At 55.2% G+C, this 17097-nt stretch carries 17 protein-coding genes; 2 read left to right on the top strand and 15 right to left on the bottom strand.

The genetic code is table 11. The features are described from left to right. Nucleotides 1-7 precede the first annotated feature (7 nt). The 11 genes from smc to L1N82_RS01495 form a co-directional block, all read right to left on the bottom strand. Complete coding sequence (smc, locus tag L1N82_RS01545; protein ID WP_235285583.1) at nucleotides 8-3586, bottom strand: chromosome segregation protein SMC; 3579 nt, start codon at nucleotides 3584-3586, stop codon at nucleotides 8-10. A gap of 158 nt (nucleotides 3587-3744) precedes the next feature. After that, entirely contained in the window at nucleotides 3745-4455 is a 711-nt protein-coding gene (rnc, locus tag L1N82_RS01540) for a ribonuclease III (protein WP_235285582.1), read from the bottom strand. Next, the gene (gene fabF, locus L1N82_RS01535; RefSeq protein WP_235285581.1) at nucleotides 4445-5683 is read right to left on the bottom strand and encodes a beta-ketoacyl-ACP synthase II; all 1239 of its coding nucleotides are present in this window, start codon (nucleotides 5681-5683) and stop codon (nucleotides 4445-4447) included. The genes rnc and fabF overlap by 11 nt, the downstream gene beginning before the upstream one ends. A gap of 216 nt (nucleotides 5684-5899) precedes the next feature. Continuing rightward, the gene (gene acpP / locus L1N82_RS01530) at nucleotides 5900-6133 is read right to left on the bottom strand and encodes an acyl carrier protein (protein WP_111148962.1); all 234 of its coding nucleotides are present in this window, start codon (nucleotides 6131-6133) and stop codon (nucleotides 5900-5902) included. Between the two features lie 70 nt (nucleotides 6134-6203). Next, nucleotides 6204-6956, bottom strand: a complete 753-nt coding sequence (fabG, locus tag L1N82_RS01525; protein WP_235285580.1) for a 3-oxoacyl-[acyl-carrier-protein] reductase — start codon at nucleotides 6954-6956, stop codon at nucleotides 6204-6206. Nucleotides 6957-6994: 38 nt separating this feature from the next. Beyond that, complete coding sequence (gene fabD / locus L1N82_RS01520; RefSeq protein WP_235285579.1) at nucleotides 6995-7927, bottom strand: ACP S-malonyltransferase; 933 nt, start codon at nucleotides 7925-7927, stop codon at nucleotides 6995-6997. 18 nt (nucleotides 7928-7945) lie between these two features. Beyond that, nucleotides 7946-8932, bottom strand: coding sequence for a beta-ketoacyl-ACP synthase III (locus L1N82_RS01515; RefSeq protein ID WP_235285578.1), 987 nt, complete (start codon nucleotides 8930-8932; stop codon nucleotides 7946-7948). 13 nt (nucleotides 8933-8945) lie between these two features. Further along, nucleotides 8946-9935 carry a phosphate acyltransferase PlsX gene (gene plsX, locus L1N82_RS01510; RefSeq protein WP_235285577.1) on the bottom strand — a complete coding sequence of 330 codons (990 nt, stop codon included), beginning with the start codon at nucleotides 9933-9935 and terminating at the stop codon, nucleotides 8946-8948. Then, nucleotides 9919-10509: a transcription factor FapR gene (gene fapR, locus L1N82_RS01505; protein ID WP_235286134.1), complete on the bottom strand. Its 591-nt coding sequence runs from the start codon at nucleotides 10507-10509 to the stop codon at nucleotides 9919-9921. Before fapR ends, plsX begins: the two co-directional genes overlap by 17 nt. 233 nt (nucleotides 10510-10742) lie before the next feature. Beyond that, nucleotides 10743-10916 carry a 50S ribosomal protein L32 gene (rpmF, locus tag L1N82_RS01500; RefSeq protein ID WP_111148956.1) on the bottom strand — a complete coding sequence of 58 codons (174 nt, stop codon included), beginning with the start codon at nucleotides 10914-10916 and terminating at the stop codon, nucleotides 10743-10745. 64 nt (nucleotides 10917-10980) lie between these two features. Further along, on the bottom strand, nucleotides 10981-11487 hold the full coding sequence (locus L1N82_RS01495) for a YceD family protein (RefSeq protein WP_235285576.1): 507 nt from the start codon (nucleotides 11485-11487) through the stop codon (nucleotides 10981-10983). A 215-nt stretch (nucleotides 11488-11702) separates the two neighbouring features. Between L1N82_RS01495 and L1N82_RS01490 the strand changes: the two genes are divergently transcribed. Beyond that, a complete protein-coding gene (locus L1N82_RS01490) occupies nucleotides 11703-12944 on the top strand; it encodes a nucleotidyltransferase (RefSeq protein ID WP_235285575.1) in 1242 nt (413 codons plus the stop codon). Nucleotides 12945-12967: 23 nt separating this feature from the next. Here the strand turns inward: L1N82_RS01490 and L1N82_RS23365 are convergent, their stop codons facing one another. Further along, the gene (locus tag L1N82_RS23365) at nucleotides 12968-14020 is read right to left on the bottom strand and encodes a S16 family serine protease (RefSeq protein ID WP_235285574.1); all 1053 of its coding nucleotides are present in this window, start codon (nucleotides 14018-14020) and stop codon (nucleotides 12968-12970) included. A 131-nt stretch (nucleotides 14021-14151) separates the two neighbouring features. Here L1N82_RS23365 and L1N82_RS01480 point away from each other — a divergent pair, with 131 nt between their 5' ends. Beyond that, entirely contained in the window at nucleotides 14152-15360 is a 1209-nt protein-coding gene (locus L1N82_RS01480) for a nucleoside recognition protein (protein WP_235285573.1), read from the top strand. 3 nt (nucleotides 15361-15363) lie between these two features. Here the strand turns inward: L1N82_RS01480 and coaD are convergent, their stop codons facing one another. From coaD to L1N82_RS01465, 3 genes are all read right to left on the bottom strand, one after another. After that, nucleotides 15364-15864 (bottom strand): pantetheine-phosphate adenylyltransferase, encoded by a 501-nt coding sequence (coaD, locus tag L1N82_RS01475; protein WP_235285572.1) that lies wholly within the window; start codon nucleotides 15862-15864, stop codon nucleotides 15364-15366. Beyond that, a complete protein-coding gene (gene rsmD / locus L1N82_RS01470; protein ID WP_235285571.1) occupies nucleotides 15851-16441 on the bottom strand; it encodes a 16S rRNA (guanine(966)-N(2))-methyltransferase RsmD in 591 nt (196 codons plus the stop codon). Before rsmD ends, coaD begins: the two co-directional genes overlap by 14 nt. A gap of 312 nt (nucleotides 16442-16753) precedes the next feature. Continuing rightward, on the bottom strand, nucleotides 16754-17092 hold the full coding sequence (locus L1N82_RS01465; protein ID WP_235285570.1) for a L,D-transpeptidase: 339 nt from the start codon (nucleotides 17090-17092) through the stop codon (nucleotides 16754-16756). Nucleotides 17093-17097: the final 5 nt, after the last annotated feature.

Below are 17097 nucleotides of genomic sequence, written 5' to 3'. Positions count from 1 at the left end.
CGCGTTATCAGGCCGAAACGGCCGCTTCGTCATCCTCAAGCCGCACTGACACCAGCTTGGATACGCCGCCTTCCTCCATCGTCACGCCGTATAGCACATCGGCCTCCTCCATCGTGCCTTTTCGGTGGGTTACAACAATAAACTGCGTCTGCTCCGAGAACTCGCGCAGATATTGGGCAAACCGGGCCACATTCGCTTCATCAAGCGCTGCCTCGACCTCGTCAAGCACGCAGAACGGCACCGGCTTAACCTGTAAAATGGCGAACAGCAGCGCCATCGCTGTCAGCGCGCGTTCACCGCCGGAGAGCAGCTGAAGATTTTGAAGCTTCTTGCCGGGCGGCTGGGCTACGATATCGATCCCCGTCTCCAGCACCCGGTCAGGATCGACCATCACCAGATCAGCTCGGCCTCCGCCAAACAGCTTTGTAAACGCATAGCCGAAGTGGCTGCGGATGGCATCGAAGGTCGTGCGGAACCGCTTGCCCATCTCCTCGTCCATCTCACGGATGACCTGATACAGTGTGGTCTTGGCCTCAATAAGGTCATTCTTCTGGGCATCCAGGAACTCATAGCGCTCGCGGACACGCTCGTACTCCTCAATGGCTCCCAGGTTCACATCGCCCAGCATTGTAATTTGACGTTTGAGGTCGCGGACCTGGTTTTGTGTGCCCTGCACATCCTCCGGCACGGGGTAACGCTCCTTGGCCAGCTCGAAGCTGAGCTCATACTCCTCGCTCAGCTTGCGAAGCACATTGTCAAGCTCGACATCGAGCCTGTTGGCGGCAATCTCTGTCTGGCGGATGCCATCCTCCACCTGACGGAGCTGCGCCCGCTGCTCCTTCGTCTCGCTCTCCCCATCCTCAAGCTGGCGCAGCTTCCCGGCACGCTCAGCACGTTTGAAATCGGTCTGCTCCGCGCATTCCTGCTTCTTGAGACGGTAGTGGTTAAGCTCTTCTGTCTGCCGGATCTTCTCAGCTTCCAGCTTACGCTGCTCTTCCTCCTGCTGGACAGCCAGGCTGCGCAGCGTAGCAAGCTCCTGCTTCGCCCGGTTGATATCCGAACGGATGCGCACTGCCTGATCCTCAAAGGACAGCTTCTCCTGGTCCGTCTTGGCGACCTGGATTTTGAGATCGGTCAGATGTGTCTGAAGCTCCTCCTTGGCCGATTCACTGGCCTTGCGCCGATCCTCCGCTGCCTTGATCGACTGCTGCAGCCGGGCTTCCTGAGCAGTCAACTGGGCCAGCCTCTCCTCGGCTGCAGCCTTGAGCTTATCCAGGCTCGTCGATTCAGACATCTGGCTGCTCCGATCCTCATGAGACATCTGATGCTGCTCCCGCAGATAGCGCGTCTCCTGCTCCACCTGCTGCAGCTCCGAACGAAGCTGCTGCTCCTCCAGCCTGCGCTTGTCACCTTGGTCCCGCAGCTCCTCAATGGTCTGTCCGAGTATGGACAGCTCCTTGCGCAGATCCGATACCTTATCACGCAGCTTGTCCAGCTGCAACCCGGACTGCTTGATATCCTCATCCAGCTGCTCGATCTGCCGCTGGCGGCCGAGCAGGTTAGCGCCTTTCTTCTGCAGGCTGCCGCCTGTCATCGAGCCGCCGGCATTTACCACATCGCCATCGAGTGTCACAACACGAAACCGGTACTGGCATTTAGCCGCAATCCGGTTGGCCTGCTCAAGCGTCTCCGCGATCAGCACATTTCCGAGCAAGTTCGCCACAATAGAGCTGTAAGCCGGCTCCGAGCCGACAAGATCAGCCGCTACGCCGACAAAGCCTTCCACCGAAGCAACAAGCCTCCGTTCCTGTTCCGGTACGCTTCTTCCCTTAATGACATCGAGAGGGAGGAAGGTCGCCCGGCCAAGCTGGCGCTGCTTCAAAAAAGCAATCGCTGCCCTCGCAGAGCGCTCGTCCTCCATAACGACATGCTGCAGGGCACCGCCAAGCGCGGTTTCAACTGCTGTTTCCAGCTTCTCAGGAACGCGAATCAATTCGGCAACAGCCCCATGCACGCCGTCTATCCCGCCGCCGCTGCGGCGCGAAGCCTTCAATACTTCCCGGACGCCATGCATGAAGCCGTCAAGATCATTCTGCATTTCCTTCATGGTGTCACGCCGGGAAGTCAGCGCGTCCAGCTTTTGCTCCCACTTGCGCACTGCCATCTGGGCCTCTTCAAGCAGCTGCTGTGAGCTCTTGAGCCGGTCCCCTTCCTGTATGTAGCGATCCCGCAGCACGGACAGCTCGGCAACGGTACGATCCAGGCGGTTCTGCAGCTCCTCACGCTTGCCCTCAAGCGCGCCCAGCTGCTCCTGCCATTTGGCTTCTTCTTCCCCGAGACGTTCAATTCGCTTCTGCAGCGTTTCCTTCTGCTGATCGGCATACCGGATTTCATTGCGTGTGGAAGCCATGCTGCTTAGCACATCCAGCAGCTCACCCTTCAGCTTTTCCTCTGCGTCGCTGCCCATACCGCCTGCTACACCAATCAGCGTCGATTCTTCCTCTTCGAGCCGCTGGCGCAGTGTCTGCAGCTCTTGTTCTAGTCCGGCAGCCTTCGCTCGGAAATCCGTCTCTTCCTTCGTCAGTGCCGTAATTCTTTCCGACTGGGCGGCTATGGACTCTTCGAGCTGGCGGCGGTTTTGCTCCAGGTTGCGCGTACGCTCCTTCAATACCTCGCCTTGGCCCTCGCACTTCTCGTACTCTTCGCTGTAACGCAGCATATCCTCATGCAGACGCTCCAGCGCTTCCTCAATATCCCGCAGCTGCAGGCGGTCCTTCTCCAAATGCGCATCGTGCTTACTGACAACGGCTGACAGCTCCAGCTGCTCGTTCTGGAGCTTCTCAAGCCTAGCTGTCGCTTCCTTCCAGCTGCTGTGCACCTGCTCAATCTGATGCACATACATTGAAATCTCCTTCGTCCTCAGCTGCTCGCGCAAGGCTTTATAGTGAATGGCCTTTTCTGACTGCAGACGCAGCGGTTCAACCTGATCCTCAAGCTCAGTCACCAGGTCGTTTATCCGCAGGAGATTTTGCTCCGTATCGTCAAGCTTCCGCTGTGCTTCCCGTTTACGTGATTTATATTTGACAATACCCGAGGCCTCTTCAAAAATACCGCGCCGGTCCTCGGAGCGAGTGCTCAAAATTTCCTCTATCCGGCCTTGACCGATAATCGAGTACGCTTCTTTGCCGATACCGGTATCCATAAACAGCTCGGTAATATCCTTAAGGCGGCAAGCCTGCTTGTTAATCAGATATTCACTTTCGCCGCTGCGGTGAACACGGCGGGTTACTGTTACCTCATCGTATTCAAGCGGAAGGGAGCCGCTGGTATTATCAAGCGTCAACGAAACCTCACCATAGTTGACTGCCTTGCGGGCATCACTGCCGGCAAAGATAATATCCTGCATATTCCCTCCGCGCAAGCTCTTGGCGCTCTGTTCGCCAAGGACCCAGCGGATGCTGTCCGATATATTGCTCTTGCCGCTGCCGTTTGGTCCAACAACGGCGGTAATGCCCCGCACGAATTCCAATTCCGTCCGGTCTGCGAACGATTTGAACCCGGCTAATTCGACTCGCTTCAGAAACATGATTATACCTTCACCTCTAGCGTTATTGTACCATACCCGCAACCATTCGACATCAGCGGATAATAGCGGAAAGCTCATTGGCGCAATAAAAAAACCGGCAAGCCTGGTCTAGATCCATTGCAGATTCACTAATGGATCTAGACCACCGATGCCGGGGTTTACTTATCACTCTTATCATCAGCCGATAGCTGGCGCCATGCCTCAGATGCCGCCCGCTGCTCTGCTTCCTTCTTCGTTCGTCCCGTGCCAGAGCCCCAGGACTCACCGCCGATCAACACGCGGATCACGAACTCCCTGTCATGCGCAGGACCGCGTTCTTCTTCAATGACATACTCAATCTGTCCAAGGGAACGATGCTGGGCCCGCTCTTGGAGCTTGGACTTGAAATCCTTTACCGGCAAATGATCTTCCGAATCTATCAGCGGAAAGATGCTGGCTTCCAGAAAGCTTCTAACAGCCGTTAAACCCTGATCCAGATATAGCGCACCGACGAAGGACTCGAACAAGTCAGCCAGCAGTGCCGGCCGCTGCCGGCCGCCCAGCTGCTCTTCTCCGCGTCCCAAGAGCACATACCGGCCGAGCTCCAGCGATTCGGCGAAGCGGGCGAATGACGGCTCACATACGATGGAGGCGCGCATGCGCGTCAGTTCGCCTTCAGGCCGCTGCGGGTGCGTCGTATAGAGAAACTCCGACACCAGCAGCTGCAGTACAGCATCTCCCAGGAACTCAAGCCGTTCATTATCCTGTGTATTTCCGCCTTTATGCTCATTTACATACGATGTATGCGTAAAAGCCTGTCTTAACAGCTTAGTCCGGCGGAAACGGACACTGAGCCGCTGCTGCAGCTCGTCAAACCGGTCATGCTTCATATTTCCTCATGACGATCGTAGCATTATGGCCTCCAAAACCGAAGGAATTCGAAACCGCAGTCCGGACATTCGCCTCGCGAGGCTTGTTTGGCACATAATCCAGATCGCATTCCGGATCTTGATTCTCCAGATTGATCGTTGGCGCGATTACGCCATTTTGCAGCGTCAAGGCGACAATAACCGCTTCCACACCGCCTGCGGCGCCGAGAAGATGGCCGGTCATCGATTTGGTGGAGCTGACAGCAAGCTTGTACGCATGATCACCAAAAGCTTTCTTGACGGCTATTGTCTCTGACCGGTCACCAACTGGGGTTGATGTGCCATGCGCATTAATGTAATCCACTTCTTCAGGACTGATACCGGCATCGCGAACCGCCCTGGTCATGCAGCGGGCAGCCCCATCCGGATCAGGCTCTGTCATATGATAAGCATCACCGCTCATGCCATAACCAATAACCTCAGCATAGATGCGGGCACCACGCTTGATTGCATGCTCATAGGATTCCAATATAAGAATACCGGCTCCTTCACCCATAACAAAGCCGTCCCTGTCCGTGTCAAACGGACGGCTGGCTCTTGCAGGCTCATCATTGCGGGTGGACATCGCTCTCATCGAGCAGAAGCCCGCCATGCCAGTTGGACGAATCGTTGCTTCGGCACCCCCGCAAATCATCACATCCGCATCACCGCGCTGAATCAGCTTGAACGAATCGCCGATGGAGTGCGTGCCGGTTGCACAAGCGGTTACCGCCGTGCTGTTCGGCCCTTTGGCACCTGTAGTCATGGAAATCTGACCGGAAGCCATATTTGCAATCATCATTGGAATGAAGAACGGGCTGACGCGCTTGGGACCCTTTTCAAGTAAAATCTTATGCTGGTCCTCCCACGTGCCCAGCCCGCCGATACCGGAACCGACCATAACGCCGACCCGTTCAGGATCAACCTCACCGCCGATTTCAATGCCGGAGTCCTTTACGGCAAGCGTACTGGCCGCCACGGCAAACTGTACGAAGCGGTCCATGCGCCGCGCTTCCTTCTTATCTGCATATAACTCAGGATTGAAACCTTTGATTTCCGCGGCAATCCGTGTCGGATACTCCGATACATCAAAGGCTTCAATCAGTGAAACGCCGGACTTCCCTGCCATAAGGTTCCCCCAGAATGTCTCCAGGTCGGATCCGAGCGAGGTCATGACTCCCATGCCGGTGACTACGACTCTTTGCTTCATATCTATCACCTCTAACGACAGCCAAACAAGTTAAAGCCATGAACTGCCGATTCATTTATAGTATCAATTATTTGAATAATGATTTTTCGATAATGTCTGTACAGCCTTTGGCAAGCGCCGCTCCTAAGAGAATGGATACAGATTCGATCCCGGTGCACTCTTTCCTGCACCCTGATATGGAGAGAAGTCCCGTCTGCTAAACGGGACTTTCGTACATTACGTATGAGATTGTATGTAATTGACTACTTCTCCCACCGTGGTGATCTTCTCTGCGTCTTCATCAGAGATCTCCATATCGAACTCGTCTTCCAATTCCATAACAAGCTCCACGACATCGAGAGAATCCGCGCCGAGGTCGTCTTTAAAATTGGCTTCGAGCGTTACTTCGGCTTCGTCTACGCCGAGGCGGTCAACGACGATGCGTTTTACGCGTTCCAATACGTCGGACATCCGGTTCACCTCCTCCTTGGTATTATACGAGAATGTTGGACAAATTGCCATAGGGGTCTAAAAGGCTCCTTTAGCCCATATACATGCCGCCGTCCACATGGATCGTCTGCCCTGTCATATAACCGGCTGCGTCAGATGCCAGGAAGCGTACGGCATTGGCAATATCGTCAGGCTGTCCCAGGCGGGCAAGCGGAATTTGTCCGCTAAGCTGCTCACGGGTTTCGGCTGACAGCTTATCAGTCATATCTGTTGCGATAAAGCCCGGTGCTACACAGTTAACCGTAATCCCCCGTGAAGCAAGCTCCCTTGCACTCGCCTTTGTAAGTCCTATGACGCCGGCTTTAGCCGCCACATAGTTGGCTTGGCCAGGATTGCCGACCGCCCCCACTACAGACGAAATATTGATAATCCGGCCCGACCGCTGCTTCATCATCGGGCGTGTAACGGCCTTAATGCCATTAAACACCCCTTTGAGATTCGTCTCAATGACCTGGTCAAACTCTTCTTCCTTCATGCGCATAATTAAATTGTCCCGAGTAATACCGGCATTATTCACCAGTATATCCAAGGAACCGAAATTCTCAAGCACTTCCTTAACCATCGCATCGAAGGAATCAGCCTTCCCCACGTCCCCCTTGATCAGCAGCGCACGGCGTCCCAACGATTCCACAGCGGCTGCCGTCTCGGCGGCTGCGCCTTCACTGCCTGCATAGTTAACCGCTACATCCGCACCCGCTTCCGCCAGCGCTACGGCAATTGCCCTTCCAATGCCTCTGGACGCGCCGGTGACCAGCGCCTTCTTTCCTTCTAGACCTGCAAACATTGATTGCCCTCCTTCAATTAAAGCTGGAGCGGCCGGCTTCAGCGAAGCTCATCCACCAGCTGAGCTGCAGCCGTCAGGCTGTTCACCGAGCGCACGCGCACCGATTTGTCCGTCTTCTTAATGAGACCAGCCAGCACCGTACCAGGACCGATCTCGATGAATTCATCCACACCGTGTTCAATCAGCCAGACAATTGTATCTTCCCAAAGAACCGGAGATATGACCTGCTCGGTCAACAGGCCCCGGATGTCTGAAGCTGACTGTACCGGTCTTGCCGTCACGTTAGCAACAACCGGTACCGCACTATCCTTCAGATTAACCTGTTCCAGCACCTGCTGCAGCCGGTCAGCCGCCGGCTTCATGAGCGAAGAGTGAAACGGGCCGCTTACTTCAAGCGGAATCACCCGTTTAGCCCCGGCTTCCTTGCCCCGTTCAACGATGGCGGCTATGCCTTCCGCCGTACCGGAGACGACGATTTGTCCCGGGCAGTTCACATTCGCCAGCTCAACGGCTCCGGCTTCACCCGAAACCGCTTGGCAGAGCGCGGCGAGCTGTTCACGGTCCGCACCCAGAACGGCAGCCATTGCTCCCTGCCCCCCCGGTACAGCAGACTCCATGAATTCTCCTCTGGCCCTTACAACCCGAACAGCTTCATCAAATGCGAGAACACCCGCTGCTGCAAGCGCGCTGTACTCACCAAGGCTGTGCCCGGCAACATAATCCGGCTTAACCCGCTCTTTAATAAGTTCCAGCAGAGCCAGGCTAACCGTCAGCAGTGCCGGCTGTGTATTGGCCGTTTGCTTCAGCTCCGCTTCAGGGCCGTCAAAGATAATATCGGACAGCTTGAAGCCCAGCGCCTCATCCGCCCGCTTAAATAACGAACGTCCTGCTTCGGATGCTTCATAAACATCTTTACCCATTCCGACCGTTTGTGCCCCTTGGCCAGGGAATACGAATGCTATTTTACCCATTTACCATTACCTCCTGCACTACCAAATCAGCACGGTTGCGCCCCAGGTCAGTCCGCCCCCGAAGCCTACAAGCACAACGCAATCACCTTCGGAAACCTTTCCCTGCTCAACCGCTTCCGCAAGCGCGATTGGAATCGAAGCAGCGGATACATTACCGTACTTGTCCAAATTGATCATGCACTTATCTTCTTCCAGCTCAAGGCGGTTAAGAGATGACTGGATAATTCTAATATTCGCCTGATGCGGAACCAGCAGATCAATATCCGACTTGTTAATACCCGCCTTGCGGAGCGCCTCCTCAGCTGCGTTGCCCATGATCCGCACCGCAAACTTGAACACTTCGCTGCCGGCCATCTGAATGTAGTGCCTGTTCTGCGCAGTGCTATCCTTGTCCAAAGGAATACGGGATCCCCCGCCGTCAATCTTAAGGAGTTCGCCGCCGCCGCCGTCTGCACCAAGCTCGAAGGAGCGGAAACCGCGTCCCTCAGCCACAGGGCCAAGCACAACAGCGCCAGCCCCATCCCCAAACAATATGCAGGTATTGCGGTCCGTATAGTCCGTTATCCGTGACAGGCATTCCGCTCCCACTACGAGGACATGCTTGTACATGCCGCTCGCAATCATGCTGGTTGCATTGGCCAGCCCGTAAATGAAGCCCGAGCAGGCTGCCGACAAGTCAAATGCGGCGGCCTTGCGGGCACCCAGGCGTTCCTGCAGCAGGCAGGCAGTGGAAGGAAAAAATTTATCCGGTGTAACCGTCGCTACAATTATAAGATCCAGTTCCTCGGCGCCAATCCCGGCATTACGAAGCGCCTCCTGCGAAGCCATAAATGCGAGATCGGAGGTCGCTTCCTCCGGTGAGGCGATTCTACGCTCCCGAATGCCTGTCCGGGTAACAATCCACTCGTCATTCGTTTCCACCATCTGCTCCAGATCGTGGTTCGTTAAAATTTTCTCCGGCACATATTTACCGGTTCCAAGTATGCCAACTGCTTGTAAACTCATCAAAAGCAACCTCTCATTTCCCGCTGATTTCAGCCTTAATCGAACGGATCAACTGACCCTGCAGCGCAATTCTGGCTTGTCTGACTGCATTTTTGACCGCTCTGGCATCGGAGGAGCCATGGCTCTTGATCACCAACCCGTTCACGCCAAGTAGCGGAGCACCGCCATGCTCCTTGTAATCCATTTTATCGCGCAGCCCGCGCAGCCCCGGCAGCATGATGGCTGCCGCCAGCTTGGTGCGCCAGTTCCGCGTAAACTCTTCCTTCAGCGCCCCCATAACCATGCTGGCCGTGCCTTCCATCGCCTTCAGCAGTATATTGCCGGCAAATCCGTCGCATACCAGCACATCACAGGTTCGCTGGAGCACATCTCGGGACTCGACATTGCCGACAAAATGAATCGGTGCCTTGTCCAGCAGCTCATATGCCGCCTTGGTCAATTCATTGCCCTTGGCGGCTTCGCTGCCAACATTTAGCAAGCCGACGCGCGGCTTGGCTATGCCGTGAACGCTCGAGCGGTAGATGCTGCCCATCAGGGCATACTGGAGCAGATGCTCCGGCTTTGCATCCATGTTGGCACCCAAATCAAGCGCCAGCATGCCTTTGTTATCAGCAGTCGGCAGCATAGGCGCCAGCCCCGGACGCTCAATGCCTTCAATCCGCCCAACGACAAGCAGTCCCGTTGTCATCAGCGCCCCCGTGTTACCAGCGGATATCATGGCATCCGCTTCCCCTTCGCGCACCATTTTACCTGCAACAACCATAGAAGAATCCTTCTTCCGTCTTACCGCGCGCACAGGCTCCTCATCCGGTCCAATCTGCTCGGCAGCATGCCGGATCTCGAGATTGGCCTGCGCCTGTCCGGCCAGATAGGGTTCAATCCGCTCCCGGTCTCCAACCAGTACTATAACGGTATCCTTCCATTCCGCAGCCGCCTGAACCGCGCCCTTGACGATTTCAGCCGGTGCGTGATCGCCCCCCATAGCGTCAATTGCGATCCGCACGTTCGTCTCCTCCTTCGATGACCTGCTCCCCTGCTGAACGATAGATAATAAAGTGGCCTTGGAACACCATTTCCTCTCCCACGTAGGTGAACACCTCCACCTTCGCCTTGCTCCTGCCGCCTGATCTCACGTATGCCTTGGCAATACACTTCTCGCCAAGCTTAACCTGACGGACAAACCGGATGTCGGCCGCTGCTGTCAGTGCGATTTCATCATTAATAACGGCTACAGCAAGTGAATTTGCCTGAGCAAAAACGTGATGCCCACGGGCAATGCCTGTCCTGGAAAATACGTGTTCTTCACGGATTTCGAAAAGTGAAATACCGCTCTTGTCCAGCTGCAGATCGACGATGTCGCCGATTACCTCATGGAGAGGAAGCGAACGAACCGCATCATAAGAACGCTCGGCCATCAGCTTCAATCGTTCACGCAGCTCCGGAATACCCAGCTCCATCCGGTCCAGACGAATCGTTTGAATGCTTACCTTCAGCAGCCGGGTCAGTTCCCGGTCTGTCATGAACGGATTTTCTTCGACCAGTCGGGACAGCTGCTGGTGCCGCTGCCGTTTTGGCAGACGCTCCATGGTCCGCACCGCCCTCTATATTATTATTAAGCAGCGATATGTATAAACATGACAAAATATCGGCAGCTGCTACTATCACCTGGTACTAATCCAGTATAAAGAATATTAAACGGGGAAGCAATGGAAAAGCAAGACCCATTTACCACAGGATTTCACACCTATCATTCTATGGACAAAAAAAATAGCACCCCATCCTAAGATGAAGTACTACTCTCTTGTCAAAACTATTGCTTAATGATCTCTCTTGCCTTGTAATGTCCGCAAACCTTACAAACGCGATGAGCCAGCTTCAACTCTCCGCACTGCTCGCATTTAACCATGCCTGGAACCGCCAGCTTGAAGTGCGTACGACGTTTGTCGCGGCGAGTTTTGGATGTTCTTCTTTGTGGTACTGCCATGTTTCCCACCTCCTTCAAAGACTAGCAGGATCGTGTCCTGCCCCTTGCTCTATCCATCAACAGCTTACGATTTAAAGAAATCCTTGAGCCCTGCAAGCCTTGGATCGATCACTTCACGGGAGCAGCCGCACTCCCCTTCATTGAGATCAGACCCGCATTCAGCACATAACCCCTTGCAGTCTTCACCGCACAGCGGGGCAAAAGGCAGTTCAAGCAGCAGCGCTTGTTCAACATAAGGCTGAAGATTGAGCCATTCTCCGTCAACCGGGATAACCTCGTCTTCCTCGACTTCAGCAGCCGTGACAGCTGAGGCCGGTTTGAACTGTTCTTGGAACGGCACCGCAATGTGGGCAGTAGTCGGTTTAAGGCATCTAGAACAGGACATCTCAAGATCAATGTCCAGCCCGCCCTCCACCTGAACGGCACCGCTCTCGGAGCGGGCTTCAAGGCGCACCTTCAAAGGACTGCTCCGGATTACATCGCGCCTTCCATCCACCAGTGACGAAACGTCAAGCTCGGTGTCGAACGTGTGGGTTTTTCCCTTTAACGTTTCCTGCATATGAATATTCACGAGTCATCACTCCAAACAAACAAAGATTATTATATCGATCAGGCACAGGTTTTGTCAACAATTTCAGAGCGTGATATATTCTTTGTATGTCGGATGAACAGTCATCCGATTACTTGCGGGTCTGCCGGCATCAGTCCCGCCGATGACCGCGGTTCTGGTAGAATAGCATTAGCAGCCTGCAAAATGCAAGAAATATGAATGATGGAGGGATCGTTATGCGCACTGTCGGCGTGATTGTGGAATACAACCCGTTTCATAACGGCCATCTTTATCATCTGCAGCAGTCCGTGCGGCTGACAGGCGCGGAGGCTGTGGTAGCCGTCATGAGCGGGCCGTTCCTGCAGCGCGGAGAACCGGCTTTGCTGAGCAAATGGGCCCGGGCCGAAACTGCCCTCCGCAGCGGGTGTGACCTAATCATTGAGCTTCCGGTCGCCTATGCAACGAATGCGGCTCAATGGTTTGCGCACGGTGCCGTCTCCCTCCTTCATGCCACAGGTATCGTGGACACGCTGTGCTTCGGAAGCGAGACCGGGGATATCGACACGCTTCGCCGCATTGCCGGCATGCTGGCCGCCGAGCCGGAGGATTTCCGTGCTCTGCTCGCAGCCGCGCTGCAGTCAGGCAGCAATTACCCTGCCGCCTACAGCTCAGCCGTTCGTTCTTACTTATCCGGCCTAGGGCTCAGCAAGGCTGCAGATTTCCCGCTGCAGGAGCCGAACAACACGCTGGGCCTTCACTACTTAATCGCACTGGAAAAGATCGGGAGCTCAATCGTGCCTTATACGGTCAAGAGAGAGAAAGCAGGCTACCATGAAGAGAGCATATCAGATAACGCTATAGCCAGCGCCACCGCTCTACGCAGGCTGCTGGCCGAACACCTGAAACCTGAAGCGATCGCAGCTTACGTACCGCCGGCTTCCCTGCGGCTGCTTAAGCAGGAATGGGAAGCGCACCGGGCACCGATTGACTGGAACGGCTTCCTGCCCAGGCTCCTGCATGAAATTGTACGCAGCAGCCCGGACGAGCTGGCCGCTTACCGGGAGGTGAATGAAGGGCTGGAATACCGCATCAAGCAGGCCATCCCAACCCTTCCCTCGCTCGAGTTTGACTCCTTAATGGAAGCGCTCAAAACCAAAAGGTATACCCGGACGAGGCTCCAACGTGCCCTGCTCGCCATTCTGCTCGGCCACCGGAAGCAGGATTTTACAGCCGCGAGCCTGGCCTCCGGCGTTGAATATATCCGGGTACTGGGTTTTACGGACAAAGGCAGAGCCCTGCTCAAGCAAATGAGGACTACTGCTTCCCTTCCGGTGCTGCACAGCGCGGCAAGGCCCCCGGCTGCCTTCCGGATGCTGGATTTGGATACAAAAGCAGGCGCGGTCTATGCCCTTGCTTTTGGCAATGCAGGCCCGCCCGATCTGTTCCGTGATTATTTTGACGCTCCGATTATCGTTTAACCGGCCCAATATGCCACAAAGGTTCACAAGCCATTAGCGTCAAGCCCTACAAGTGCTTCTGCCAGAGTACCAACCGGGATAATCATCATGCGGGTTCCGATCGCTTCCGCCTGCCGTGCTGCTTCCTTATAGTTCCCTTTCGGCACCAGAAACATTTGGGCTCCTGCCCGCTCTGCAGCAATTACCTTGAGCGCCGCTCCCCCGATGGCACCCACTGTGCCGTCGGGACTGATTGTACCGGTAGCAGCTATTTTTCGGCCTTCAGCCAGCTTCCCGCCAGTCAGCCTGTCGTAAATTTCAAGCGCGAAGGCCAGGCCTGCCGAAGGCCCGGCCACCTCTCCCGCCTCTATCTCCACCCGGAAGGCCGGATCTTCTGGCATGACCGCCTTCATCACGGTCAACCCACCAACTCCCAGCAGACCGGGGAGATCCTGCTCATCCAGCTTCTCCGTTCGGTGAACTCCGCTCTTCGGCACTTCTACTTGTGCACTAATCCCCCTGCGCTCTACAGCAACGCGTAAGGCGGATTGCCTGCTATCCTCATCGGCAGCCTTCAGCAGTTCAAGCAGCTGTCCGATATCAGACAGCGAGGTGCCGTTGAGCCCCGTAATACGGTCTCCAGGAGCAAAGCCCGTTCCATCACCAGGGTCTGTAATCACAATTTCCTTCGTACCGATTGCATATGAGATACCCGCCTGCCGGTAAGCCGCCTCAACAGCACTGCTCTGTGAATTGTCCATCAATACATGCATCCGCTGGGCATATTCATCTATTGTGCCGCCCTTCAATATTTCATCACGCGGATAGGATTCAAGGTCGTCCCTCCACAGAGACTGCAATACCATCCAGTAATTGGACTTACCCGCCATATAGACGGTTGTGACAAGAAAGCCGCTGTCTCGCTGCCCCGCTTCCTCCGCCACATGCACCAGCGTCGCAGCTTCCTGTGCCGGTCCCGGTTCTGCGACGAGATAAGGGGCCGGTACATACAATAGCAAAATCATCAGCACCGCTGCCGCAAGCGCCCATTTAAGCGGGAGCGAAACAGCAGGCCGCCTGAGCTTGAATCCGTTCACCGCAGCCTATCCTTTCATGTCTGGTCTAAAGCCCCGCTTGTCCGCGTACATTGACAATAGTCTGTCTAGTCTGCTGCTCCCGCCCTTGCGGCCGGGAGTTTCACGTTCCACGTACAGGAGGGAAGCTGAGTATGTTGCGAACCATTATGGTGGGAGCCGTTATGCTTGCGCTTGTTGCCGCTATCATCCAAAGCCCGGGTGAATCCTTTCAGTCTGCCGTTCAAGGCCTGTCCGTCTGGTGGAAAATTGTATTCCCCGGACTGCTGCCCTTTTACGCTTTATCCGAGCTGCTGCTTGCCTTCGGCGCCATCCATGCCCTAGGTGTGCTGCTGGATCCGCTAATGTACAAACTGTTTCGCATTCCCGGCTGCGCAGGGTGGGTAGTCGCCCTCGGCTGGACAGCCGGCTTCCCTTCAGGACCGGATGCTGCAGCTTCCATGAAAAACAGAGGAATGCTCAGCGGCCCGGAAGCACAGCGGCTGGTAGCGCTCAGCCATATGCCGAGTCCGATTCTGATGCTGGTCGTCATCGGGGCAGGTTTCCTTCATCAGCCTTCCACCGCCCTCACAATAGCAGCTGCCGTATGGCTGTCCGGCGCAATGGCCGCCATCGTGTCTGCCCGTCTGCCCGGCAGCCGAGGCCAATCAGCTGCTTCCACTGGTTCGAAGCTTCTCCGTTCTGCGGCCCGCCCCTCAAGATTGAGGATGGCCCTCGCAGCGATGCAGGAAGCACAGGAGCGCGATGGCCGCAGCTTCGGCAAGGCGCTCGGAGAGGCTATCTCTGCCAGCGTCCAGAAGCTGCTGTTGATCGGCGGCTTTATGATCGCCGGTTCTGTTCTAATCGGTCTCCTGCAGCGGCTTCTCCCCGGGCAGATGGAGCTGCTTATATATCCGGGACTGTTCGAAGTCCATCTCGGCGCTTATGATATCGCCGGTCATTTCGCTGAATGGGGAGCACCGCTGGCAGCCGCTTCCTTGTCCGCCTTTCTGGCCTGGAGCGGCATGGCTGCTCTTCTCAGCGCACAGAGCAGCCTAACTGCAGCCGGACTCCGGTTTGCCCCGCTTCTTCGCGGAAAGCTGCTGCATGCCATACTTGCATTTGGAAGCACGTTCATGCTGTGGAAGCCGCTCAGCCGGATGTGGGAACAGCTGGAGCCTGTGGTTATCCGCTGGGACGGCATAACAGAAGCCGTGTTCGCCTCCCAAGGCGGCTCGATATCTTTTGCGGGCATACCCGGTCTCTGGTTCCCCGCTGCTGCTAGTGCAGCCCTGTTGGCATGCATAATTGGCATAATGGCCATCTTATCCCTGCTTGTTCACATGAAGCATACAGGCCGGTAACTTCTATACCCGGTACTTATCCAGCAGTGCCGCCTCCACCTCTGCCGGCACCAAGTCATGCACATTGCCCTGGAACCTGGCGATTTCCTTGACGATGCTTGAGCTAAGGTAAGAAAATTTGGGATTGGTCATCATAAAAATCGTCTCAATCTCGCTGTCCAGCTGATGGTTAGTGGAAGCAAGCTGGAGCTCATATTCAAAATCCGACACCGACCGTATTCCCCTGATAATGACATTAGCCTGCCTGCTCTGCATGTAACGGACCAGCAAATCGCGGAAGCTGTCGATTTCCACATTTGGCATACTCCGTGTAACCTGGGCAAGCAGCGTCTTACGCTCTTCCACTGAAAACAGCGGGTTCTTGCTTGTATTATTAAGTACAGCCACAATCAACCGGTCAAACTGCTTGGACGCACGCTGTATAATATCCAGATGCCCTAATGTGACCGGGTCAAAGCTGCCAGGGTAAACCGCAATCCTCTGGGGACATTCATTCTCCATCATCTGCCATGCCGCCTCTCTCGCCAATCGGCCCGTAATGATATATAGCCACTGCTGTTTCGCCGTACAGAGCTAATCTGCGCTGCTGGAAATCTCCGAACGTTTCGGGATAACGATGTCCTGATTCATGCTCGACAACCAGCGTCGCATCCTCGGCAAGCAGACCGCGGGCAGCCAGCTCCAGCATAAGCTCGTCCGCATTCTTCATCCGGTATGGCGGATCAAGAAACACAAGATTAAACCGGATATCCCGCTTCTCCAAGGTCCGGATGGCCCGATCAGCCGAGTTGCAATATACCTCCGCGTGCTCTTTCATACGCGCTGCTTCTAAATTGGACTTTATAATCTCCACGCTCCGCCTGTCGCTGTCCACGAAGATTGCGAGCTCCATGCCGCGGCTAAGCGCTTCAATGCCCAGCCCTCCTGTGCCCGCAAACAGATCCAGCGCCGTTCCTCCTTCGAAGAATGGCCCGATCATACTGAACATTGCTTCCTTAACTTTATCTGTGGTCGGACGTGTATGGCTGCCGGGGACTGCCTTCAAGCTGCGTCCTCTGGCTTCGCCCGCAATTACTCTCACAACCAATACCCCCTTGCCTCTGCTAGCTGTACTAGCTATCGTACCATATTTTGCACGCCGTGCAACCGCCTGACATAACAGGCCTTATACAGGTCTTAATCATGCCTTATCCGGCAGCTTTTTATTTAATTTTAGGACAATATGTATAATAACTGCCGTCTTTGGCCATCCTTACATTATCGGCGTCGAGAGATGCCGTAGACAACCGCGGAGAAGACTTACGTTTCCCCATAAGCTCTTCGTCCGGTTTCTCCTCTCCCATGAAAGGGACCCCGAAAGGGGTCCCGATTTTTTTGTCACTGAACTTCTCTTTTAAGGCCGGATTGTTACCGCCGTACCTACCGGTACCAGCTTCGACAGCTCCAGTACGTCTCCGTTATGCATCCGGATACAGCCATGGGACACTTCTTTTCCAATAGATGAAGGATCATTGGTACCGTGTATGCCGTAGTGGGGCTTGGACAATCCCATCCAGAAAGCACCGAACGGCCCCCCGGGATTTTCCTGTTTATTAACAATCGTAAACTCCCCTTGCGGGGTCTCCATGGCTGTCCTGCCGATGCCTACAGGATATTGACGCTCTACCTGGTCCCCCTCCAGCAGATAGAGCTTGCGGTCAGACAGATCCACAATTAACCGGTATTTCGCCATTTCTG

This window comes from Paenibacillus tarimensis (assembly GCF_021532315.1).
Classification (GTDB): Bacteria; Bacillota; Bacilli; order Paenibacillales; family Paenibacillaceae; genus Paenibacillus_I; species Paenibacillus_I tarimensis.
Note: the sequence above shows the minus strand (reverse complement) of the source record. Positions and strands in the feature narration are given on the sequence as shown.